Source organism: Enterobacter roggenkampii (genome assembly GCF_001729805.1).
Classification (GTDB): domain Bacteria; phylum Pseudomonadota; class Gammaproteobacteria; order Enterobacterales; family Enterobacteriaceae; genus Enterobacter; species Enterobacter roggenkampii.
Genome location: NZ_CP017184.1, coordinates 2124296 through 2144370, shown reverse-complemented (window position 1 = coordinate 2144370; position 20075 = coordinate 2124296). Strand labels below are relative to the sequence as shown.

Below are 20075 nucleotides of genomic sequence, written 5' to 3'. Positions count from 1 at the left end.
TATGACACTGATAATGATTCTTCTGGCCGTCTGCGGCGGCGCAACGCTGAGCGTACAGGCAGCCATTAACGGCCAGCTCGGCAGCAATGTCGGGGTATTTAAAAGCGCGTTTCTGACCTTTTCCGTCGGCGCGCTGGTGACCGCCCTGCTGATTTTCTTCTTTGAGCCTAAGCAGACCGTCACGCTGCTGGACGTGCCGAAATGGCAGCTTCTCGGCGCAATGTTTGGCGTGCCCTATATCGTGATTATGGTCGTGGCGGTGCAGCGCATCGGCACCGCCGTCGCCACGGTGGCGGTGATATTCGGCCAGCTCGCCATGAGTATGCTGATTGATAACTTTGGCTGGCTGGGCAATCCCGCCATTTCGTTTTCACCGAGCCGTCTGAGCGCGGTGGTATGCCTGGGGATTGCCCTGTACTTCATCTACTCCAGCAGCAAAACCGGCAGCGTCCGCGACTAAGCTGAGGTCTTACGGGTAAAGAACAGCGTTACCGTGGCGACGGTGACGCCCAGTTTCTTCATCTCGGTTTTATTAAACAGATGGTTCTCATCCTGCAGGTACATCCAGTCGTCAAAGTTCAGTAGCCAGGTGCTGCCGTTGGCCTTCACGTTCATGCTGTAATGCCAGTTGAACGCGTTGCCGGCGGCCTGCCCCGTTGCTACCCCTTCAATATCCCCCGCCGTGCCTTCGTAGCGATCGTTCCCCACGCGGCGGATATGCCAGACCCGCTGCTGCTTCTCACCGTCGTCGTAAACGAAGTGCTCGTTCAGCGTCAGCGTATCGCCGATAACGTCCCCGGCAATCTCAACGTGAAAGCGGCGGATCTGCTTGCCGCTGCGATCCTGCACCATCCCCCACGCTTCGGTTTTGCCCTGGAAGTAATGGAAGATATCCAGCCGCGGCTGCTGCTGGCGATACTCGGTCACCTCCGTGCTACAGCCTGCCAGCAGCATCGTCAATGCCAGCGCCATCATCAGGATACGTTTCATTTTTGGCCTCCGATTAACTGCTGACGCAGCTCAGGGTATTGCGTGCGAGGATCGAGCCAGATGGCCAGGAAGCGGGTGCTGAACGCTTCTGACTGACGCGGTCCGAGTGGAATAAAGGCTTTTTGCGCCGCTGACGCGCGATACCAGAACTGCCCCTGCCCGTCGTCGAGCACAAACGCCAGCTGTGCGCCCGGCCGGACATCCGGCCACAGAGAGCGCAGCATCTGTAACCAAGCTTCGCTTCGGGGTTCCCGTTGCAGGATCCCCTGCGCCTGCCACTGGTCGCGGGTCGCCTCGACCAGCTCATCGCGATCGATATCGCGCGCATAGGTAATAATCAGCGCCTGATCCTGGTTCTCCCGACCGTAACGCCCGTCCGGCGTACGCAGCTGGGAGGTATAGACGGTGAATGGCCCCCAGGTGAGCGTGGCATCACCCACCTTCCGCCACGCCAGCCAGTCGGCGGCCTGAGCAACAGGAACAACCAGCGTCAGACAAAGCAACAAAACCGCAGCTCTCATTTTTGTCTCCCCATCAGCAGGTGGAAAAACAGCATCAACACCAGCCAGCCCGGCGCCATCCAGCTGATGACGATAAAGGTCGGCTCCAGAAACGTGATGGCACCCAGCCGCTCGCCAATCAGGTACGCCACCGGCCCTCCCACGGCGGCCAGCAGGGTGAGCAGCCAGCCGGGCAACGTGGTGGTGCGCGTAAGCTGCGTCCAGACGGTGGCGAACATCAGCCATAATGCCACCATCCATAGCGGCATCAGGGCATCACCCGTGAAGGCGATCAGCCCCGTCAGCGCCCAGAGCGTATCCAGCAAACTGCCCGCCGCGGCCAGCCCAATGGCGTAAAAACGGTATACAGACGGCAAGAGCAGGCACGCCAGGATCGCCAGCGCGAGCCAGATAATCAGGCCCTGTTCGCGAAAGAGCACCACCAGCGCCCAGTAGAGATCGAACGCGACGGCCAGCAGGAAGACCTGAAGATATCGTCTCATACGCGCTCTGCGGTCAGCTGCACCACGCTGATGGTGCGGGCGTTAAACCCGGCTTCACAGTAGCCAAAGTAATAAAGCCACATGCGGCGGAACCGGTCATCAAAGCCGAGCTTTTCAATCTCCTGCCAGGCGTGGACAAAGCGCTGCCGCCAGTGCGCCAGCGTGCGGGCGTAGTCCGGCCCCATGTCGAAGAGATTGCGCACCACGAAATCGGTGTGGCGCGTCATCAGCTCGTTCATCGCGGTGATGCTCGGCAGGAAGCCGCCGGGGAAAATGTAGCGCTGAATAAAATCGACGCTTTTGCTGTAGTCGCGATAGCGCTGGTCCTGAATGGTGATGGCCTGAATCGCCATTCGTCCCCCCGGGCGCAGCCGCGCCTGACAGGTCCGGAAGAATGTAGGCAGATAGCGTTGCCCGACGGCTTCAATCATCTCTATTGAGACCAGCTTGTCGTACTGCCCGGTGAGGTCGCGATAGTCGCAGAGCAGCACCTCAACACGATCCTGCAACCCGGCGCGGGCGATCCGCTCGGTTGCCCAGACGTATTGCTCCTGCGACAGCGTGGTGGTAGTCACCCGACAGCCATAATGACGGGCCGCGTATTCCGCCATCGCCCCCCAGCCGGTGCCGATTTCCAGCAGGTGGTCGGCCTCGCTAAGCGCCAGCTGGTCGCACAGGCGCGCCATTTTGGCCTGCTGAGCCGTCGTGAGATCCTGCTCGTCTGCGGTAAAGAGCGCGCTGGAGTAAAGCAGTTCCCTGTCCAGAAAATGGGCATAGAAGGTGTTGCCCAGGTCGTAGTGGGCGGCAATATTTTCACGCGCCTGCGCGCGGGAGTTACGCCGCGTCCAGTGGCGCAAACGCTCCAGCGGTCGGCCAAGCAGCCGGAACCCTTTCTCAAGACGGCCAAGCACCTCGCCGTTGAGGGCCAGGATTTGCAGAAGCGGCGTGAGCTGCGCGGTTTCCCATTCGCCGTCCATCCAGGCTTCAGCGGCGGCAAGGCTCCCGCCCGTTAAGACGCGCCAGTAGACGGCGGGCGTGAGGATCTGCACGTCGGCGTGCAGCGCGGAGGATGTCTCGCCAAAATGGAAGGTCTGCGCCCCTTCACGCAGGGTGAGCGAACCACCGCGGATGCCGCTTAACAGACGAAACAGAAGCCATCGCGCGAGGCGGACGTTGCGCGGGATATCGGGTTCTAACGCAAAGACGGGATCGGTCATGAGCGTTCACTCCTGCTGACGGGATGGTTATACAGCGGCACGCGCTTGAGCCACAGCCTCAGCGCCTGCCAGTAAATGGCGAAAACGGTTTTCAGGGTCATAAGCGGGATGCGCAGCAGCAGCGCGCGCAGTGCCGGACGGGTCAGCGGCTCCCGGCGCAGGGCGAGCGTGGCGTCGAACACCTTCGCTTCCTGATGATTTTCAATGTGCATATGCAGCGTGTTATCCGGATCGTTGAAGCGCCAGTGGTAGATCATGTCCATCGGGTTGAAGGGGGAAACGTGAAACGCTTTTTCCGTGGGCTGGGCATGTTGCCCGTCGACCGCGTAATAATGACGCTCGTTCCACGGCGTGTTGCGAACCTCCGCCAGTACCCAGCGCAGAGTCCCCTTCCCGTCATAGCAGTAGTAAAAGTTGACCGGGTTAAAATGGAACCCGAAATACCGCAACTGCGTCAGAAGCATGACCCGCCCGTCCGGCCGTTCCCCGGTCAGGCTCTCCAGCCTGCTGAGCACGTTCTCTTTGAGCGGCGTGCCGAGCGGATAGTCCGCGTCATGGAACGCGGCGGCGGCAAAGCGATTGCGGCGCACGCCGACGGACGCCAGCAGCGGCAGCTCATCAAGATCCAGCCAGGCCATAAAGACGCTGTAGCGAAATTCATGGGTTTTCGGCTGAAGGCGGCGGTGGCGCAATACGCCGTGATAGAGGCAGCTGTTCATCTCAGTTCCCCTCTCCGGCCGCTATCGCGTTGACCACGTCCAGCGCGCTGCGCACCCCGTCCTCATGAAAACCGTTGTACCAATAGGCTCCGCAGAACCAGCTCCGCCGGTGACCGTTGATCTCGCCGCGCCGCGCCTGCGCCCGCCAGCTTTGCGGGTTAAACAGCGGATGTTCATAAACGAAGCGTTGCAGAACGAAGCGCTCATCCACCGCCGCGTCCGGGTTCAGGGTGACGCAGAACAGCGGACTGCCCGCAGGCAGCCCCTGCAGAATGTTCATGTTGTAGGTCACACAGGCGCTGGCCTGCGCCTGCGCGCTCAGCCGGTAATTCCAGCTCGCCCAGGCGCGCGGCCGCACCGGCAGCCAGCGCGGGTCGCTGTGCAACACCACCTCGTTGCGCTGCCAGCCGATATCGCCCAGCACCTCGCGCTCTGCGGAAGTCGGGTCGTCAAGCATCGCCAGAGCACTGCCGGAGTGGCAGGCAAATATCACCTGGTCGAAGGTATGGCTGCCGTTTTCAAGCTGGAGCGTGACCCCGTCCTCGTGGCGGCTCACCCGCTGAACCGGTGAATTGAGATGCACCGTCAGCCGATCGCCCAGTTTGTCCAGCATCGCGCGGATATACTCTCGCGAGCCGCCCGGCACCACGTACCACTGCGGGCGATGGGTGATATCCAGCAGACCGTGGTTTTGGAAGAAACGTAAAAAAAGCGGCAGCGGGAAACGCTTCATCTCCTGCAGCGAGGATGACCAGATGGCGGCCCCCATCGGCAGAATATAGTGGCGCGCAAAAAACGGCGTAAAGCCGTGCTGGTCCAGAAACGTCTGCAGCGTGGCGTTCGGGTCCACTTCCCCGTCCAGCGCCTGTTTTGCCAGACGATTGAAGCGGACGATTTCACCGAGCAGCCGCCAGAATGTCGGATTGACGAGATTTCGGCGCTGGGCAAACAGCGACGTCAGGGTGTGGCCGTTGTATTCCAGCCCCGTCTCAGGGTTGTGTACTGAAAAGCTCATCTGGGTTTTTTGCCCGCTGATACCCAGCTCGCTGAGCAGGCCCATAAAGCGCGGATAGGTGCGGTCGTTGTAGACGATAAACCCGGTATCGATCGCGTATGTGCCTTGTGGCGTCGTCACGTCAACCGTTGCGGTATGGCCGCCCGGTGTGGATCCCGCTTCAAACAGGGTCACCTGATGGTGCCCGGCCAGTCGCCAGGCGCACGTCAGCCCGGCAATGCCGCTGCCGATAATTGCAATGTTCATGAACGCACCATCCTGCGCAGCAGCGTGCGCTGAAGAAAAGCAGGCAGCCCTGAGAGCAGCCGCAAAATGAAGCCAAATCCGGCAGGAAACGCGATGTGCATTTTCCCGGCCGCCAGCCCGATACGGATCGCCTTCACCGCCTCATCGACGGTCACCCGACCCGGCATGGCAAAATCGTTTTTTCGCGTCAAGGGCGTATCGACGAAGCCCGGAGAGACAACCGTGACGGTAATCCCTTTTGGCTCCCAGTCGAGGCGCAGGCTTTCGGCAAACCAGCTCAGCGCCGCTTTGGACGCACCGTAGGCCTCTGCGCGAGGGAAAGGCAGCCAGTGGGCCATCGAGCTCACCAGCACCACGCGGTTGCCTCGAACCAGCTGCGGCTGCAGCGCCTCAAGGCAGTTCACCGGCCCGAGGAAATTGGTGTTCATGACCCGCTCCACCAGCGCCGCATCCACCACGCCACCGTCGAGGTATTCGCAGGTACCGGCGCAGAGAATAATCAGATCGGCGTAGCTGCCGGTCAGCGCCTGTCGGCAGGCCTCCCGGTCCGTCATATCGAACAGGCGAACGGTGAGATTGGGGCAGGTCTGATGCAGCGCTTCCAGACGCGCCGGATCGCGCCCGCAGGCAATCACATGATAGCCGTCAGCGGAGAAGGATTTCGCCAGCCCGGCGCCAATGCCCGAACTTGCACCGGTAATCAGTACCGTCTTCATGATTTGACCCTCCGCTTCACGCCGCGTACCGCCCAGCCCAGCAGAGGAAGATGTTCGTAGATCATCTCTCCCGCATCGTAGTAGTCGCGCTGGTGGGTGATGAGATCGTTTTCCGTCTCCACCACCGAGCACCCCGGCAGATCGAGCGGTTCGCCTCCGGCAATGCGCGGATGCGACCAGTGCATCACCCAGGTGACAACAAACCGGTTCCCGCTGCAGAGCGGTGGGTCGATAGAAAAACGGCAGTTCTCGACGTTGGCCAGCAGATGGGTGAAATAGCGCTGAAGCGCAAAGATACCGTCGTGCTCGCCGAACGGATCGACAAGCGTGGCATTTGAATGGTAAAGCCCGACCAGCGCGGACGGCGGCTGGCTATCCAGTGCGGCGTAGTACTCAACAAACCGACTCACGACAGAGGGCAAAGTGCTCATGGGTCACATCCTGGCTGTAAACAACGTGGCGTAATCGCATACTTAAAACTTACACAATTAACGTTATTTGTCCAAGTTTGTGCAAGTTTATTTTTTATTACCCATAAATATCAACAAGTTGAGAACTCAATCATTTGACGGTTTTGTAGGCCGGGTAAGGCGTAGCCGCCACCCGGCTTTCACTTTCAGGTTATCCTTAAGGCAAATTCAGCGGTCATCTTCCAGGCTTATCCTTTTTATTCATAAGGATGCCTGACATGAAACGTTTCTTTCTCTCCCTCTTCTCAAGCCCGGAATCCTTACTGCAGGTGATGAGTCAGCAGGAAATTATTGAAGCCGTGGAAGATGGCGACCGCATCATTATCGACCAGGACGGGAACGCCTCGGTGAACTATAAGAGCAACGAGGTGCGGCAGGACTTTCTGCGTCACGTTAACGCGCTGAAGAGGGCCTGATATGGGAACGGCGATATTTATGGTGCTGATGGTCTGCGGGTACTGGTACACCAGCCGCGACCTGTCGACCCGCTTTAAAATCAAGCGTTCCTTTGGCTGGGACGTCTATTTTCTCGTTGCGCTTTACGGCTGTATTTTTGTTCTGCAGGGGGTGATTGCTACGGGGCTGCTCTGGCTGCTGCTGCTCACCCTTTCCGCCGCCAACAACGCCTTCCACTTTGCCTCACCAAAATACACCGACTGGCAAATCGACTTTATGAACTGGAGTTTTTTAGGCATTCAGGCACCGGTGGTGGTGATGCTGGCGTTTGCCATTCTGTTTTGCCTCTACCGCTCTAACTGGGCAGGCAGCGCCAGGCTGGACGGCGAGAGTCGGAAAAAGCTCTACAAACGGCTTGCGCAGGCGAGCGGGATTGAACAACTGCTCTATCAGTGTATGGAGCAAGGCGAGCTGGCGCAGGTCACGCTCCGCTCGAGGCGGATTTACGTGGGTATGATCCACACCGCGACGCTGGAATATGAAAAAACGGCCAATATCGTGCTGATCCCGATGTTGAGCGGGTACCGGGATGCGAAGACGATGAACCTGCGCATCTAGAATAATTACAGCCGGTGGTATGCGGAGCATGACATTACGCTCGACTCGGAACCCCGCAGCGCCATGTCATTCCGCAAGGTGATTTTACTCAATCAGATTGAGAGCATCTCGCTGTTCGATCCCGCCAGCGCCAGCGCGCTGTCGCTGGCACAGCGGGACATGCATGCGCGTTCTAAAGAGACATCCCCATAATTCTCAGTATGCTCTGCTGTGAGGCTGTTTCAAAAAGGACGTTCTTAATGCAGAGCATGCCCTGCTTCTGGTAGAACCGGTACGCTCCTGCGTTCTGCTCAAGCACTTCCAGCCAGAGAGAGTCCTTTCCCCTGCTTCGGGCCATGTCGATAATTTTATTGAACATGTCCTGACCATAGTGCTTGCCGGTCTCGGCAGGATCGAGGTAGAGCTTGTTGAGGAGAACGCCCCTCTTGTCCGTTTCAGGAAGCATGGCGTCCCAGGTCACTTTCATAAATCCCACAGGCCGATCGGTTTCTGCCACAAACCAGGAAACATGGCTCTCGGTCAGGCTCTGCTCAATGACGGAAGGGGCATACTCGGCGTCCAGAAAAGCCGTCATCTCGGCGTCTGATACCCAGAGATGCTGAAAATGCGCGGGATAGATACGATATCCCAACTCGCTTAATAGCGTTGAATCGGCCCCGGTGGCCTGTCGAATTCGAAGCGTCATGGAAGGTATCCCCCGTAATCACCCGCGTTGGGCATGTTGATAGAGATCCCAGCGGTTGCCGTACATATCTTCAAACACCACCACCGTACCGTACTCTTCCTCACGCGGTTCTTCGCAGAAATGAACGCCTTTTGCCTTCATGGCATGGTAATCGCGCCAGAAATCATCCGTCTGAAGGAACAGGAATACTCGGCCACCGCATTGATTACCGATAAAACCTTCCTGCCTCTCGTTAGACGCACGAGCCAGCAAAATATTGCAGTCGCTTTCCGGGTTGGGCGAGACGACCACCCAGCGTTTACCCGGTTGCGGCGTATCCTCTACGAGGGTAAACCCCAGCTTGTCTGTGTAGTACTCAATGGCGCGATCGTAGTCATCAACCACAATAGCCACGCAGCCGAGGCATCGTTTCTGTGTTCTCATTTCCGTTACCTTTACTCTAAATGGTTATGCTCAGCGCTTTTCCACTGAATACGCGCACATAAAAACAGCGATCGCATGCGTAACCCGACGAGCAATTTCTTCATCAGATAAGCTTTTTCTGGCGCCAAGCTTTATCTCAAGGCTTGTCATCCCGAGCCACAACCCGGCCAGGTCGTCAGCCGCTTCGCGCGGGGAGCACGCGATCAGTAAGCCCTTTTCAACGGCTTCACCGATAATTGTCTCCAGCATCTGCTGCGCCCTGCCGGGACCTGCCGCATAAAAACGCGCGGGTAACTCCGGATGACGAATAGCGGCGGAGGCAATTAAGCGGTCCCAGCCCGTCAGCTCGCGCTGGTTGATGAAGCGGACAAAACGGTTGCCAAACGCGGTTAAGACCTCGGTCAACGACAGATGATGCCGCTCGGAAAAATCACTGTCACTGATGGTCAGATCCGATTCCTTACGGAGTACGGCCTCAACAAGCAGGTCTTTATCCGCGAAATTGGCATAAAGCGTGGCTTTTGCCACCCCGGCAACGCGGGCAATTTCTTCCGTCGTGACATCGAGGCCTTTCTCGAGAAACAGGCTTCTTGCGGCCTGCAGTATCGCCTGCTCCTTTGACGGATCTTTTGGGCGGCCTTTCTGCCGAACCTTTTCTCTCATCGTTTACGACCTGACAAAAGCATGCTCATCATGAGCCCCCGATAACGGTTATGTGTTCAAGCGCGATATGAAACTCCTGGGTGCGCTGGGGCTCGCTAAATTTCCAGAATGGATGCCCCACCGGAATGGTGAGTAATGTAAACACAATCAGCATTGCCGATCCAATCCATCCGTAGCCGGCAAAATTCGAAATCACCAGAGCAGAGCCTACAAGCTGACAGAGAATGGTGCCTGTCGCGAATAAGACGGGCCAGGGGAGACCCACATCCACCATTTCCAGCACAATCTCTCCAAAGTTGAACAACCCATAAAAGCCTGCCATCCAGAAGAAAAAGGTCAATAAAATTCTTGAAAGACAGAGTGTTGTGATAGATGACGTGATTTTTGACACTGAATTATCTCTTTGATCATTTAAAAGACTGGCTAGTCTACTTATTAATTAACAGACCGACAAGTCTGATAAGTGCGATCACCGCCCTGACACTCCAAAACGGGTGGGTGAACATCAGTGTGAGAACGCGCTAGTCTGCCTCTGGTGAATGGATGGTGAGCGATGAAGACATATGGAAATTATTTTGATGCGCCACGGCGAACCCGAATACAGGGGCGCCGGAAAGGTGTCGTACAGGGAAATGGTGGGATGGATCGACAGCTATAACCGCTCTTCAACGGGCCGCGACAGACCTTCGGAGATGGCTCAAATCCTCGCGTACCGCGCACTGACGTTTCTCAGCAGCCCTCTCCCGCGAGCCCTTTCATCGTTGAAAACGCTGGGGTGTGAACCGGGCTTAATTGATGAGGTTTTTCGGGAAGCAGAGCTGCCGGTGTTCCGTATTCCGGGGTTCCGGCTATCGCCTTTTTACTGGGCAGCGCTGTTTCGCGTTCTTTGGCTCTGCGGCCTGTCTGGCGAGTCAGAGCGCGTAAGCGCCGCAAAAGAACGTGCCGTTAAGGCGGCAGAAATCCTGGTGAATGTAGCGAAGGACTCTGACGGCCCCGTCTTGCTCATGGGGCACGGGGTCATCAACCGGTTCATTGCAAAAGAACTGATCGCATCAGGCTGGAAAGAACAGACTCGTCCGGGTAAGGGGTACTGGGGAGCGGGGGTTTACAGCATGGTATAGCGGCACATGCTGAGGCCGAGGATTGTTCATCCTCGGCGCACGCCAGCCGACTGTTATTCGCAAATGCTGAATGCACCTGTCAGCCTTCGTCTGGAGGACTAAGGGGATCCTCGCTAGCCCCCGATTAAGTCTGCCAGCGCCCTCTTCAACGACGCGATGACCTCATCCGTCTCCATGCCCATCTGCGCATGAATAATGGCGCCGTCAATGAGCAGCATGATTTCATTGACGACGCGCTCATCCGCGATGGTCGTCAGCGACGCAATAATATTCTTTGTTTCGATTTTATGATCGCGGCATATCGCTTTTATTTCGCTTTCAATATCTTCGGATTTGGCTTCGGCGCTGGCATTAATAAACGCACAGCCGTGGAACTCAGGCGAAATAAACCATTCATAAAGGGTAGCCGATAGAGCGTCCGCAGGCGTCTGGCCTTCAACGAGATGTCGACGAAGCGTGGCCTCAAACCAGTTAATCCATATTTCATGTCGATAGTGTAAATAGGCGAGAATAAGCAAGCTCTTACTCGGAAAATGGCGATAAAACGTCACCTTCGTCACTTTCGCCTCTTTAATCAGCGTATCCACCCCCGTCGCTCTGAAGCCTGTGGAATAAAACAGATCGTGCGCCGTCAGTAATATTTTATCCCTGACGCTTATTTTTTTATCGTTGTTTTCGGATTCTGCTTTCATTTGTCGATGGCCTCAAAACGGATGTTGACAGCGTTATTTTTCAGGCATAGATTAGCGCAAGTAGACAGATCTGTCTACATAATCACATAACGAGGTAATTGCCATGAACACACGTCCTCCCTTGCCGCCCTTCACACGCGAAAGCGCTATTGAAAAAGTCAGGCTGGCAGAAGATGGCTGGAACAGCCGCGATCCGGCGAACGTTGCGCTGGCCTATACGCTGGATACCCAATGGCGCAACCGTGCAGAATTCGCCACCAACAGGGAGGAAGCGCAGGCGTTCCTGGCGCGGAAATGGAAAAAAGAGCTGGATTATCGTCTGATTAAAGAGCTGTGGGCCTTTACGGATAACCGCATCGCGGTCCGCTATGCCTATGAATGGCATGATGATTCAGGAAACTGGTTCCGCTCGTACGGCAACGAAAACTGGGAGTTCGCACCGGACGGCTTGATGAAGCGCCGCTTTGCCTGCGTTAACGATATGCCGATAAAAGAATCCGAGCGACTGTTCCACTGGCCGCTGGGCAGACGCCCGGACGATCACCCCTCGCTGAGCGATCTGGGGTTATAGGCTCAACGCATCACTCCGGCTTCCCGGAGTGATGTGATTTACAGCGCGCCCAGCTGTTTCATCAGCGTCAGGTTGTCCTCAATATGCCAGTTCGCTGCAATTTTACCGTCACGGATTTCATAGATATCCGTGGCGATAAAATCTATTTTCTGCCCCTTTCCTTTCAGCCTTCCAAATGTCCCGGTGAATGTGCCGTAAAAATGTAAATGTGAGACCACGCGGTCGCCTGAAATAATCATCTGCTCAACGTCGCAGCGCAAATCGGGCACGGCCGTGCGAAACGCACGCGAGGCTAAAATAGCGCCTTCCGGCCCCTGCTTACGGCCTTCCGGCGGTGTTTTATCAACAAAGTTTGCCGCCAGGGCATCACGCGCCAGAGTTTCATTACCGGTGTTCCAGAACGTGGCATATTCTCTGGCAACGGCTTCATTCGTCTTTAATTGCATCTGGGGCAGGCTCTTGTCCACAATCAGCTGTTTCGGCTGTACCCTTTCCCCCTGCGCGGAAATAGCATTGCCCGACAGACCAGCAAAAATAAGCGCCGCGATAGCGGGACGAAAGCACGTCGTATATTTCATGATGTCTCTCTACAGAATGTTACGTTACCCGCAGACGATACCCTGCGGATCACATTAATGAGGGGTCAGTTAATTAACGCCCCGCCCTCAATATCAATGACCGACCCGGTGACAAAGGGGTTGTCCATGGCGAAAAGAAACCCTTGTGCGATGTCCTGCGCCCTTCCCCAGGCTTTGGCTGGCAGGGTTTCCGCCGCGCCTGCGAGCATTTTTTCCCGCGCGGCGGCGTCCATCCCCGCATACGCTTCCGTGTCGGTCAGCCCCGGACTCACGACGTTGACGCGCAGCGGGGAAAGCTCTTTCGCCAGCACCTTTGTCGCGGCCTCAATGGCGGCATTCATCGTTGTTTTTACGATGGCGCCCGCCACGGTGCGGCGCGCCACAAACCCGCTGGTGAAGGTCAGCGTACCGCGGGGAGCGATGTTCCCGCTGAGATAGCGGGCGACATTCAGGCTTCCCCAGAATTTTGTATCAAAGGCCTGTCTTGCCGCACGGAGATCCAGTCCGGAAAGCAGCCCGCCCGGCGCCTGTGAACCCGCCGTGACGACAATATTATTGACCTCGCCCAGCGTTTCACTGAGCGCAACAAGCTCTTCCTCACGGCTGATATCGAGCACGAGAGTGCTAACAGACGCGGCATGAGCGCCCAGTCGTTGCCGTGCAGCGTCCAGTTTCGCGCTATCGCGTCCCGCAAGCATAATCTCCTCGCCGCGCCCGGCAAGCAGGGTGCCCACGGCGAAACCAATGCCGGAAGCACCGCCGATAATTAAGGTCTTACGGGTCATAATATTTCCTCCTGCTGGGTGTACGTTGAGTAATCGGTATAGCCCGTGGCGGTGCCGCCAAACAGCGTGGCGGGGTCGCGCACCTGGGCCAGCGGCAAGCGGTGCGCCAGCCGGTGAGGCAAATCCGGGTTGGCAATAAACGGTCGTCCGAAGGCAATCAAATCGGCATAGCCCGCCGCCAGAATTTCTTCGGCTTTGGCAAGGTCATAGTTACCCGCGACGATCAGGGTGCCGCTGAAGGTCTCGCGAAGCGATTGACGGAAATGCTCAGGAATCTGCGGCGCGTCGTCCCAGTCGGCTTCCGCCAGGTGGATAAACGCAATCCCTTTTTGTTCGCACCAGGCCGCAAGCGCGAGTATGGCTTCAGAGACCTGCGGGTCGTTCATCCCGCGCTGGGTAATAAACGGCGAAAGACGGATGCCCGTACGTTCGTGACCAATCGCCCCGGCAATCGCGCTTAACACGTCCTGGGCGAAGCGGATCCGGTTAGCCACCGTACCGCCGTACTCGTCCGTGCGTTTGTTGGAGGTTTGGCGCAGGAACTGGTCGATCAGATAGCCGTTTCCGCCGTGGACCTCCACGCCATCAAACCCGGCCTGAACGGCATTCAAAGCGGCCTGGCGATAGTCCGCGACGATGTTCTGAATGTCCTTGCGTGAGAGCGTTCTCGGCTGCGGGCAGTCAACCATCTGGCCTTCTCCACGCTCATTCACCACCCACACCTGCGCGTCCGGGGCCAGCGCTGACGGGGCGACGGGCTGACCGTCCTGATGAAAACTGGCGTGCGACATTCGCCCAACGTGCCAGAGCTGAGAAAAAATGACCCCGCCCGCCTGATGTACGGCCCCCGTCGTGAGCTGCCATCCTGAAACCTGCTCCGGCGAATGGATGCCGGGCGTCCAGGAGTATCCCTGACCCTGAGGCGAGATTTGCGTGGCTTCGGTGATGATTAACCCCGCGCTGGCCCGCTGCCGGTAATACTCCGCCATCAGCGCGGAGGGAATGTTGCCCGGCTGAAGGGAGCGCGCGCGGGTCATCGGCGCCATGACGATACGATTTTTCAGGTCCAGCGACCCCAGCCTGTAGCGTTCAAAGAGTGAAGCAGGTTTCATGTTTTCATCCCTTATGGTTTGGATGAAATCACTTTACAGTCGGCATCTGATTTTGATAATTACGCTAAAAATAGATGCACTTTTCGGAAAAGATGAATAATGGGTAAACTCGAAGACATGGCCTTACTGGTGGCAGTCGCCGAGGCCGGAAGTCTTTCCGCCGCCGGACGGCGCCTGTCGCTTTCTCCTGCCACGATGACCGCCAGGCTGAAGGCAATTGAGGAGCGTTACCAGACGCGCCTGTTTCATCGCTCAACGCGATCCCTCACCCTGACCCGCGCAGGCGAAGAGTTTTATCACGCCGCGCTGCGCGTGCTGGAAGAGGTGCACCACGCCGAGTCGCTGCTGACGCAAAAAGAGGGCGTGCTCAGCGGCAATATTCGCCTTTCCGCGCCCTCGGACTTTGGCAGACAGTATCTCAGCCCTGCCGTCATTGAATTTTCTCGACACCATCCTGCCGTCAAATTTTACATCTCGCTAAAAGAACACGTTGAGGATCTGGTCGCTAACCGGCTGGATATGAGCGTGCGCTTCGGCAATTTGCCGGACAGCAGCCTTGTCGTCAGAAACATCCGCCCGAACCGTCGGGTGCTGGTTGCCTCCGGGGCGTATCTTAACGACCACGGTATCCCCGCCACGTTTGCCGATCTAGCCCGGCACCGGTGCCTGGCGCTGGAGTCTCAGGGCGTGGTGATGAACGAATGGCGCTTTGAACATGAGGGAGAGGAAAGCGTTGTTCGCGTCGAGCCCGCCATGGTGTGCGACGACGGGGCATTGCTTCGTCAGTGGGCCCTGGGCGGAGCGGGCATCGCCGGGAAATCGTGGTGGGACGTCAAAGACGACGTTGACGCCGGAAGACTCACGGTGCTGTTTGCCGACAGCTTCACCGGCTTTAGCCGCTACGATCGCAAAGATGTCGGGCTGCAGCTTGTTTACCCGCAGCGCAAGCTGCAGCCGCTTCAGGTTACGGCGTTTAGCCAGTTTTTTCTCGACTGGCTTAAAAAACATTAACGTAAAAAACAGTGATACACTTACTCCACCTGGCCGATTGTCCCGTCTTCACGACGTAAGACAGCACAACAGTAACCAAAGTACAAAATGGTCACTCGTTGCCAACCCTGGCTCGTCACGCTAAGCTTACATAATGACTAAAACTATGAACGCCCCATCAATACGTGGTCCACTTGACCATTCTGTCAGAGAGCAAATCGTCGAAGCGGCCTTTGAGCACTTCGGCCATTACGGCTATGAAAAAACCACCGTCGCCGAGCTGGCGAAATCTATCGGTTTTTCAAAATCCTACATTTATAAGTTCTTCGATTCCAAGCAGGCTATCGGCGAAGTGATCTGCGCTAACCGCCTGGAGCTGATTATGGCGGCCGTGCTTTCCGCCATTGAGGATGCGCCGTCAGCCAGCGAAAAACTCCGCCGTCTTTTTAAGTCGCTCACCGAGGCCGGCAGCGAGCTGTTTTTCCACGATCGCAAGCTCTACGACATCGCCGCCGTCGCGTCACGGGAGAAGTGGCCTTCGACGGAAAGGTATACCGAAAGCCTCCTGAAGCTGATTGAGAGCATCATTATCGAAGGCAGACAGGCTGGAGAGTTCGAAAGGAAGACGCCGCTGGACGAGGTCACCTGTGCCGTTTACATGGTGATGTGCCCTTACATTAACCCCGTTCAGCTGCAGTACAACCTTGAAACTGCCCCAACGGCGGCGGTACTTCTCTCCTCACTGATTTTAAGAAGCCTGGCCCCCTGATTAGTGACCATTGACTTTATTGGTCACTAATCACAGAATGCGGAAACTGTCCTGTTACTTCAAAAGGGTTTCCCATGCTCAGGCTCACTTCAGCCCGCCTTGCCATATGTCTTCTGCCGTTTGCCCTCGCGGCATGCGGCGATATTTCCGCGAGTGACGATCCGCGCACCAGGCCACCGCTTGTCAGATCCGCCTCCGTCGAGAGGGCGAATCCAGCCGCTCGCACCTTTACAGGCGTGGTGGTGGCAAGAACGCAAAGCGACCTGGGCTTCAGGGTTCAGGGTAAAATCCTCGAACGCCTGGTGGATACCGGGCAGACCGTCAAACAGGGCCAGCCCTTGCTGCGTCTGGATCCGGTTGACCTGAAATTACAGGCTCAGGCGCAGCAGCGCGCGGTGGATGCTGCCCAGGCGCGGGCGAGAAAAGCCACCAGCGATGAGGCGCGTTATCGCGGTCTGGTGGCGTCCGGCGCGGTGTCGGCCGCGGAGTACGATCAGATTAAAGCGGCGGCCGATACGGCCAGGGCGGATCTCAGCGCCGCCCGGGCGCAGGCCAACGTGGCGCAAAACGCCACGGGCTATGCCGTCCTGCTGGCGGATTCAGACGGCGTGGTGATGGAGACGCTTGCCGAACCCGGTCAGGTGGTCAGCGCCGGACAGGTGGCGATCCGCCTTGCCAGAGCGGGACAGCGCGAAGCGCTCGTGCAGCTTCCGGAGACGCTGCGCCCTGCCGTCGGCAGCGAAGCACGGGCCACGCTTTATGGCCGTGAACAACACCCGGTCACCGCCACGTTGCGCCTGCTGTCTGACTCCGCGGATGCCACAACCCGGACGTATGAAGCACGCTACGTGCTGGCAGGCCAGCTGGCGAACGCGCCGCTGGGGGCAACCGTCACGCTCAGCCTTGAAGACCCGAAAGCGGAAGGTCAGGCCATGCAGGTCCCGCTGGCCTCACTCTACGATGCGGGTAAAGGGCCCGGCGTCTGGCGCATTTCCGCCCAGCCGGCAAAGGTCACATGGACGCCGGTTAAAGTGCTGAGCGTGGGCGAAGATGCGGTCCAGGTCACGGGCGGCGTGAAGCCCGGTGAGAAGATCGTTGCGTTAGGCGCCCATCTTCTGCACGAAGGTGAAGTTGTCAGGCTGGCAGAACAGCGCCATGCCGCTCCGGCGGAGAACGCGCCATGAGCCAAAGCCGCTTCAACCTGTCAGCGCTGGCCGTCCGCGAGCGTTCCGTCACGCTGTTTTTGATCGTTCTGGTGACGATTGCCGGTATTTACGCCTTTTTTGGACTGGGACGCGCGGAAGATCCGCCCTTCACCGTGAAGCAGATGACGGCGATTGCCGTCTGGCCGGGTGCGACCGCGCAGGAGATCCAGGATCAGGTCGCGGAGCCGCTGGAAAAGCGCCTGCAGGAACTCAAATGGTATGATCGTACCGAAACCTATACCCGTCCCGGCATGGCGTATATCACGCTGTCGTTGCAGGACAAGACCCCGCCTTCTGAGGTGCAGGAGGAGTTCTATCAGGCGCGTAAAAAGCTTGGTGATGAATCCCTGCGTCTTCCGGCGGGCGTCATCGGCCCGATGATCAATGACGAATTCTCGGATGTCACCTTTGCCCTGTTTGCTCTGAAAGCAAAAGGCGAACCGCAGCGGCAGCTGGTACGCGATGCCGAAGGCCTGCGACAGCAGCTTCTGCACGTTCCCGGCGTGAAGAAAGTGAACATTATCGGCGAACAGGCCGAGCGGATTTATATCGCCTTCTCCCATGACCGTCTGGCGACGATGGGCCTCTCACCGCAGGATATTTTCAATGCCCTCAATAGCCAGAACGCCCTGGCCGCGGCGGGCGCCATTGAGACCCGGGGCGCGCAGATTTTTATCCGCCTGGACGGCGCGTTCGATGAACTGCAGAAAATCCGCGATACGCCTTTAGTCGCCCAGGGCAAAACGCTCACGCTGTCGGATGTGGCAACGGTTGAACGAGGCTATGAAGATCCCCCGACGATGCTGATACGCAATCAACATGAACCCGCCCTGCTGCTGGGCGTTGTCATGCGTGAGGGCTGGAACGGCCTGGCGCTGGGTAAAGCGCTGGATGCGGAGACGGCGAAAATCAACGATAGCCTGCCGCTTGGCATGACCCTGACCAAAGTCACCGACCAGTCCGTGAATATCCGCTCCTCGGTCGATGAGTTTATGATCAAATTCTTCGTCGCCCTGCTTGTGGTCATGGTGGTCTGTTTTGTCAGCATGGGCTGGCGCGTGGGGGTGGTGGTTGCGGCGGCGGTGCCGCTGACCCTGGCGGTCGTATTCGTGGTGATGGAGGCCGCGGGAATAAACTTTGACCGCGTCACGCTGGGCTCCCTGATCCTCGCCCTCGGCCTGCTGGTTGACGATGCCATTATCGCCATCGAAATGATGGTGGTGAAGATGGAGGAAGGTTACGACAGAATCAAAGCCTCGGCCTACGCCTGGAGCCACACCGCCGCGCCGATGCTGGCCGGAACCCTGGTGACGGCGATTGGCTTTATGCCGAATGGGTTTGCCCAGTCGACCGCCGGGGAATACACCAGCAATATGTTCTGGATTGTCGGCCTCGCCCTGATTGCCTCATGGTTTGTTGCGGTGGGGTTCACGCCGTATCTGGGGGTGAAGATCCTGCCCGCGATCCCAAAAGTGGAAGGCGGCCATGCCGCCATTTATAACACGCCTCGCTATAACCGCTTTCGCCAGCTGCTTGGCCGCGTTATCGCCAGAAAGTGGCGCGTGGCCGGGTCCGTGGTCGCCATTTTCATTCTGGCCGTGCTCGGCATGGGGCTGGTAAAAAAACAGTTCTTCCCGACCTCCGATCGCCCGGAAGTGCTGGTTGAAGTGCAGATGCCCTATGGCGCCTCGATTGCACAAACCAGCGCCGCTACCGCAAAAATAGAAGCGTGGCTGGGCAAGCAGCCGGAAGCCAAAATCGTCACGGCCTATATTGGTCAGGGCTCGCCCCGTTTCTATCTGGCAATGGCCCCCGAGCTGCCCGATCCCTCTTTTGCGAAAATCGTGATCCTGACGGACAGCGAGACGTCACGCGAGGCGCTCAAGTTCAGGCTCAGGGAGGCCGTCGCCAGCGGCCTTGCGCCCGAAGCTCGCGTGCGGGTGACGCAGCTGGTGTTTGGCCCCTACTCGCCTTTCCCGGTTGCCTGGCGCGTGTCGGGGCCGGATGTCAAACAGGTGCAGGACATCGCCGAACGGGTGAAAGCCGTGCTTCAGGCAAGCCCGATGATGCGAACCGTTAACACCGACTGGGGCTCGCGCGTTCCGGTGCTCCATTTCACTCTCGATCAGAACCGCCTGCAGGCGACCGGCTTAACCTCCAGCGCCGTTGCCGGGCAGCTTCAGTTCCTGCTCTCCGGCGTGCCTGTCACCTCCGTGCGGGAAGATATTCGATCGGTAGACGTCGTTGCCCGCGCGGCGGGAGATATCCGCCTTGACCCGGCAAAAATCGAAGGCTTTACCCTGGTCGGCAATGCGGGACAGCGCGTGCCGCTGTCTCAAATTGGCAAGATAGAGGTCGGCATGGAAGACCCGATCCTGCGCCGTCGCGATCGCACCCCCACGATTACCGTACGGGGCGATATCGCCGACAATCTTCAGCCGCCGGACGTGTCGGTCGCCATCATGAAGCAGCTCCAGCCGATCGTTGATTCGCTGCCGGCTGGCTACCGCATTGACATGGCGGGGTCGATTGAGGAATCGGGTAAAGCCACGCAGGCCATGTTACCGCTGTTCCCGATCATGATTGCCCTGACGCTGCTGATCATCATTTTGCAGGTGCGCTCACTCTCCGCGATGGTCATGGTGTTCTTAACCGCGCCGCTGGGGCTGATTGGCGTCGTGCCGACCCTGCTGATATTTAATCAGCCGTTTGGCATCAACGCGCTGGTCGGCCTGATCGCCCTCTCCGGCATTCTGATGCGCAATACGCTGATCCTGATCGGCCAAATCGATCATAACCAGAAGGACGGCCTCGATCCGTTCCAGGCGGTGGTCGAGGCGACGGTCCAGCGCGCACGCCCGGTCTTACTCACCGCCATGGCGGCCGTCCTGGCGTTCATTCCCCTGACGCATTCGGTGTTCTGGGGCACGCTGGCCTGGACGCTGATCGGCGGAACGCTGGGCGGGACGATCATTACCCTCGTCTTCCTGCCCGCGATGTATGCGATCTGGTTCCGGATCCGCCCGGTTGAACAACGCGTGCAGCCTGCCACGGAAAGCGTGTAAACTACCATCAGTAGATAACTGACCTG

At 58.0% G+C, this 20075-nt stretch carries 23 protein-coding genes and 2 pseudogenes; 9 read left to right on the top strand and 16 right to left on the bottom strand.

Annotation, left to right across the window (positions count from 1 at the left end; translation table 11 throughout):
- Position 1: 1 nt before the first annotated feature.
- Positions 2–460 carry a DMT family transporter gene (locus BFV67_RS10105; RefSeq protein WP_069598247.1) on the top strand — a complete coding sequence of 153 codons (459 nt, stop codon included), beginning with the start codon at positions 2–4 and terminating at the stop codon, positions 458–460.
- On the opposite strand, the gene BFV67_RS10100 is transcribed toward BFV67_RS10105, so the two are convergent.
- Genes BFV67_RS10100 through BFV67_RS10065 form a run of 8 tightly spaced genes read right to left on the bottom strand, consistent with a single transcriptional unit; the run spans position 457 to position 6337 of the window.
- Positions 457–990 carry a DUF3833 domain-containing protein gene (locus tag BFV67_RS10100; protein WP_023327407.1) on the bottom strand — a complete coding sequence of 178 codons (534 nt, stop codon included), beginning with the start codon at positions 988–990 and terminating at the stop codon, positions 457–459. The two genes, BFV67_RS10105 and BFV67_RS10100, sit on opposite strands and share 4 nt — an antisense overlap.
- The gene (locus BFV67_RS10095; protein WP_023292489.1) at positions 987–1511 is read right to left on the bottom strand and encodes a chalcone isomerase family protein; all 525 of its coding nucleotides are present in this window, start codon (positions 1509–1511) and stop codon (positions 987–989) included. The genes BFV67_RS10100 and BFV67_RS10095 overlap by 4 nt, the downstream gene beginning before the upstream one ends.
- Positions 1508–1993, bottom strand: a complete 486-nt coding sequence (locus BFV67_RS10090; RefSeq protein WP_021241374.1) for a DUF2878 domain-containing protein — start codon at positions 1991–1993, stop codon at positions 1508–1510. The genes BFV67_RS10095 and BFV67_RS10090 overlap by 4 nt, the downstream gene beginning before the upstream one ends.
- A complete protein-coding gene (locus tag BFV67_RS10085; protein ID WP_023292491.1) occupies positions 1990–3210 on the bottom strand; it encodes an SAM-dependent methyltransferase in 1221 nt (406 codons plus the stop codon). Before BFV67_RS10085 ends, BFV67_RS10090 begins: the two co-directional genes overlap by 4 nt.
- The gene (locus tag BFV67_RS10080) at positions 3207–3929 is read right to left on the bottom strand and encodes a DUF1365 domain-containing protein (RefSeq protein WP_008502327.1); all 723 of its coding nucleotides are present in this window, start codon (positions 3927–3929) and stop codon (positions 3207–3209) included. The genes BFV67_RS10085 and BFV67_RS10080 overlap by 4 nt, the downstream gene beginning before the upstream one ends.
- A 1-nt stretch (position 3930) precedes the next feature.
- Positions 3931–5190 (bottom strand): NAD(P)/FAD-dependent oxidoreductase, encoded by a 1260-nt coding sequence (locus BFV67_RS10075; protein ID WP_069598246.1) that lies wholly within the window; start codon positions 5188–5190, stop codon positions 3931–3933.
- Positions 5187–5906, bottom strand: coding sequence for an SDR family NAD(P)-dependent oxidoreductase (locus BFV67_RS10070; protein ID WP_023292494.1), 720 nt, complete (start codon positions 5904–5906; stop codon positions 5187–5189). The genes BFV67_RS10075 and BFV67_RS10070 overlap by 4 nt, the downstream gene beginning before the upstream one ends.
- Positions 5903–6337 carry a nuclear transport factor 2 family protein gene (locus BFV67_RS10065; RefSeq protein WP_008502330.1) on the bottom strand — a complete coding sequence of 145 codons (435 nt, stop codon included), beginning with the start codon at positions 6335–6337 and terminating at the stop codon, positions 5903–5905. The genes BFV67_RS10070 and BFV67_RS10065 overlap by 4 nt, the downstream gene beginning before the upstream one ends.
- Before the next feature lie 257 nt (positions 6338–6594).
- Between BFV67_RS10065 and BFV67_RS10060 the strand changes: the two genes are divergently transcribed.
- Positions 6595–6792 carry a hypothetical protein gene (locus BFV67_RS10060; protein WP_008502331.1) on the top strand — a complete coding sequence of 66 codons (198 nt, stop codon included), beginning with the start codon at positions 6595–6597 and terminating at the stop codon, positions 6790–6792.
- A gap of 1 nt (position 6793) precedes the next feature.
- Positions 6794–7582: pseudogene (locus BFV67_RS10055) on the top strand (hypothetical protein).
- Here the strand turns inward: BFV67_RS10055 and BFV67_RS10050 are convergent.
- From BFV67_RS10050 to BFV67_RS10035, 4 genes and pseudogenes are all read right to left on the bottom strand, one after another.
- A complete protein-coding gene (locus tag BFV67_RS10050; RefSeq protein WP_055322029.1) occupies positions 7563–8075 on the bottom strand; it encodes a GNAT family N-acetyltransferase in 513 nt (170 codons plus the stop codon). The pseudogene BFV67_RS10055 and the gene BFV67_RS10050 overlap by 20 nt on opposite strands.
- An 18-nt stretch (positions 8076–8093) precedes the next feature.
- Entirely contained in the window at positions 8094–8498 is a 405-nt protein-coding gene (locus BFV67_RS10045; RefSeq protein ID WP_008502334.1) for a VOC family protein, read from the bottom strand.
- A 30-nt stretch (positions 8499–8528) separates the two neighbouring features.
- Positions 8529–9161, bottom strand: coding sequence for a TetR/AcrR family transcriptional regulator (locus BFV67_RS10040; RefSeq protein WP_021241367.1), 633 nt, complete (start codon positions 9159–9161; stop codon positions 8529–8531).
- Positions 9158–9552, bottom strand: a pseudogene (locus BFV67_RS10035) (DoxX family protein). The gene BFV67_RS10040 and the pseudogene BFV67_RS10035 overlap by 4 nt, the downstream one beginning before the upstream one ends.
- Positions 9553–9724: 172 nt before the next feature.
- On the opposite strand from BFV67_RS10035, the gene BFV67_RS10030 reads away from it, so the two are divergent.
- Positions 9725–10282, top strand: coding sequence for a histidine phosphatase family protein (locus tag BFV67_RS10030; protein WP_021241365.1), 558 nt, complete (start codon positions 9725–9727; stop codon positions 10280–10282).
- Positions 10283–10395: 113 nt separating this feature from the next.
- On the opposite strand, the gene BFV67_RS10025 is transcribed toward BFV67_RS10030, so the two are convergent.
- A complete protein-coding gene (locus BFV67_RS10025) occupies positions 10396–10974 on the bottom strand; it encodes a TetR/AcrR family transcriptional regulator (RefSeq protein ID WP_069598244.1) in 579 nt (192 codons plus the stop codon).
- Between the two features lie 103 nt (positions 10975–11077).
- Here BFV67_RS10025 and BFV67_RS10020 point away from each other — a divergent pair, with 103 nt between their 5' ends.
- A complete protein-coding gene (locus tag BFV67_RS10020) occupies positions 11078–11545 on the top strand; it encodes a nuclear transport factor 2 family protein (RefSeq protein WP_023327398.1) in 468 nt (155 codons plus the stop codon).
- 38 nt (positions 11546–11583) lie between these two features.
- Here BFV67_RS10020 and BFV67_RS10015 read toward each other — a convergent pair whose 3' ends face one another.
- From BFV67_RS10015 to BFV67_RS10005, 3 genes are all read right to left on the bottom strand, one after another.
- Positions 11584–12123, bottom strand: coding sequence for an ester cyclase (locus tag BFV67_RS10015; protein ID WP_059364594.1), 540 nt, complete (start codon positions 12121–12123; stop codon positions 11584–11586).
- A gap of 65 nt (positions 12124–12188) precedes the next feature.
- Positions 12189–12908, bottom strand: coding sequence for an SDR family oxidoreductase (locus tag BFV67_RS10010; RefSeq protein WP_069598243.1), 720 nt, complete (start codon positions 12906–12908; stop codon positions 12189–12191).
- On the bottom strand, positions 12905–14020 hold the full coding sequence (locus BFV67_RS10005; protein ID WP_069598242.1) for an alkene reductase: 1116 nt from the start codon (positions 14018–14020) through the stop codon (positions 12905–12907). Before BFV67_RS10005 ends, BFV67_RS10010 begins: the two co-directional genes overlap by 4 nt.
- 99 nt (positions 14021–14119) lie before the next feature.
- On the opposite strand from BFV67_RS10005, the gene BFV67_RS10000 reads away from it, so the two are divergent.
- From BFV67_RS10000 to BFV67_RS09985, 4 genes are all read left to right on the top strand, one after another.
- Positions 14120–15031 (top strand): LysR family transcriptional regulator, encoded by a 912-nt coding sequence (locus BFV67_RS10000; protein ID WP_023292503.1) that lies wholly within the window; start codon positions 14120–14122, stop codon positions 15029–15031.
- Between the two features lie 133 nt (positions 15032–15164).
- Positions 15165–15779, top strand: coding sequence for a TetR/AcrR family transcriptional regulator (locus BFV67_RS09995; RefSeq protein ID WP_031275020.1), 615 nt, complete (start codon positions 15165–15167; stop codon positions 15777–15779).
- Positions 15780–15853: 74 nt separating this feature from the next.
- Entirely contained in the window at positions 15854–16963 is a 1110-nt protein-coding gene (locus BFV67_RS09990; RefSeq protein ID WP_045372808.1) for an efflux RND transporter periplasmic adaptor subunit, read from the top strand.
- Complete coding sequence (locus tag BFV67_RS09985) at positions 16960–20049, top strand: efflux RND transporter permease subunit (protein ID WP_069598241.1); 3090 nt, start codon at positions 16960–16962, stop codon at positions 20047–20049. Before BFV67_RS09990 ends, BFV67_RS09985 begins: the two co-directional genes overlap by 4 nt.
- Positions 20050–20075 lie beyond the last annotated feature (26 nt).

What these genes read in the sequence shown, in the direction of transcription:
- BFV67_RS10105 (WP_069598247.1), top strand. Translation starts at nt 2, where the DNA reads ATGACACTGATAATGATTCTTCTGGCCGTCTGCGGCGGCGCAACGCTG.
- BFV67_RS10100 (WP_023327407.1), bottom strand. Translation starts at nt 990, where the DNA reads ATGAAACGTATCCTGATGATGGCGCTGGCATTGACGATGCTGCTGGCA.
- BFV67_RS10095 (WP_023292489.1), bottom strand. Translation starts at nt 1,511, where the DNA reads ATGAGAGCTGCGGTTTTGTTGCTTTGTCTGACGCTGGTTGTTCCTGTT.
- BFV67_RS10090 (WP_021241374.1), bottom strand. Translation starts at nt 1,993, where the DNA reads ATGAGACGATATCTTCAGGTCTTCCTGCTGGCCGTCGCGTTCGATCTC.
- BFV67_RS10085 (WP_023292491.1), bottom strand. Translation starts at nt 3,210, where the DNA reads ATGACCGATCCCGTCTTTGCGTTAGAACCCGATATCCCGCGCAACGTC.
- BFV67_RS10080 (WP_008502327.1), bottom strand. Translation starts at nt 3,929, where the DNA reads ATGAACAGCTGCCTCTATCACGGCGTATTGCGCCACCGCCGCCTTCAG.
- BFV67_RS10075 (WP_069598246.1), bottom strand. Translation starts at nt 5,190, where the DNA reads ATGAACATTGCAATTATCGGCAGCGGCATTGCCGGGCTGACGTGCGCC.
- BFV67_RS10070 (WP_023292494.1), bottom strand. Translation starts at nt 5,906, where the DNA reads ATGAAGACGGTACTGATTACCGGTGCAAGTTCGGGCATTGGCGCCGGG.
- BFV67_RS10065 (WP_008502330.1), bottom strand. Translation starts at nt 6,337, where the DNA reads ATGAGCACTTTGCCCTCTGTCGTGAGTCGGTTTGTTGAGTACTACGCC.
- BFV67_RS10060 (WP_008502331.1), top strand. Translation starts at nt 6,595, where the DNA reads ATGAAACGTTTCTTTCTCTCCCTCTTCTCAAGCCCGGAATCCTTACTG.
- BFV67_RS10050 (WP_055322029.1), bottom strand. Translation starts at nt 8,075, where the DNA reads ATGACGCTTCGAATTCGACAGGCCACCGGGGCCGATTCAACGCTATTA.
- BFV67_RS10045 (WP_008502334.1), bottom strand. Translation starts at nt 8,498, where the DNA reads ATGAGAACACAGAAACGATGCCTCGGCTGCGTGGCTATTGTGGTTGAT.
- BFV67_RS10040 (WP_021241367.1), bottom strand. Translation starts at nt 9,161, where the DNA reads ATGAGAGAAAAGGTTCGGCAGAAAGGCCGCCCAAAAGATCCGTCAAAG.
- BFV67_RS10030 (WP_021241365.1), top strand. Translation starts at nt 9,725, where the DNA reads ATGGAAATTATTTTGATGCGCCACGGCGAACCCGAATACAGGGGCGCC.
- BFV67_RS10025 (WP_069598244.1), bottom strand. Translation starts at nt 10,974, where the DNA reads ATGAAAGCAGAATCCGAAAACAACGATAAAAAAATAAGCGTCAGGGAT.
- BFV67_RS10020 (WP_023327398.1), top strand. Translation starts at nt 11,078, where the DNA reads ATGAACACACGTCCTCCCTTGCCGCCCTTCACACGCGAAAGCGCTATT.
- BFV67_RS10015 (WP_059364594.1), bottom strand. Translation starts at nt 12,123, where the DNA reads ATGAAATATACGACGTGCTTTCGTCCCGCTATCGCGGCGCTTATTTTT.
- BFV67_RS10010 (WP_069598243.1), bottom strand. Translation starts at nt 12,908, where the DNA reads ATGACCCGTAAGACCTTAATTATCGGCGGTGCTTCCGGCATTGGTTTC.
- BFV67_RS10005 (WP_069598242.1), bottom strand. Translation starts at nt 14,020, where the DNA reads ATGAAACCTGCTTCACTCTTTGAACGCTACAGGCTGGGGTCGCTGGAC.
- BFV67_RS10000 (WP_023292503.1), top strand. Translation starts at nt 14,120, where the DNA reads ATGGGTAAACTCGAAGACATGGCCTTACTGGTGGCAGTCGCCGAGGCC.
- BFV67_RS09995 (WP_031275020.1), top strand. Translation starts at nt 15,165, where the DNA reads ATGACTAAAACTATGAACGCCCCATCAATACGTGGTCCACTTGACCAT.
- BFV67_RS09990 (WP_045372808.1), top strand. Translation starts at nt 15,854, where the DNA reads ATGCTCAGGCTCACTTCAGCCCGCCTTGCCATATGTCTTCTGCCGTTT.
- BFV67_RS09985 (WP_069598241.1), top strand. Translation starts at nt 16,960, where the DNA reads ATGAGCCAAAGCCGCTTCAACCTGTCAGCGCTGGCCGTCCGCGAGCGT.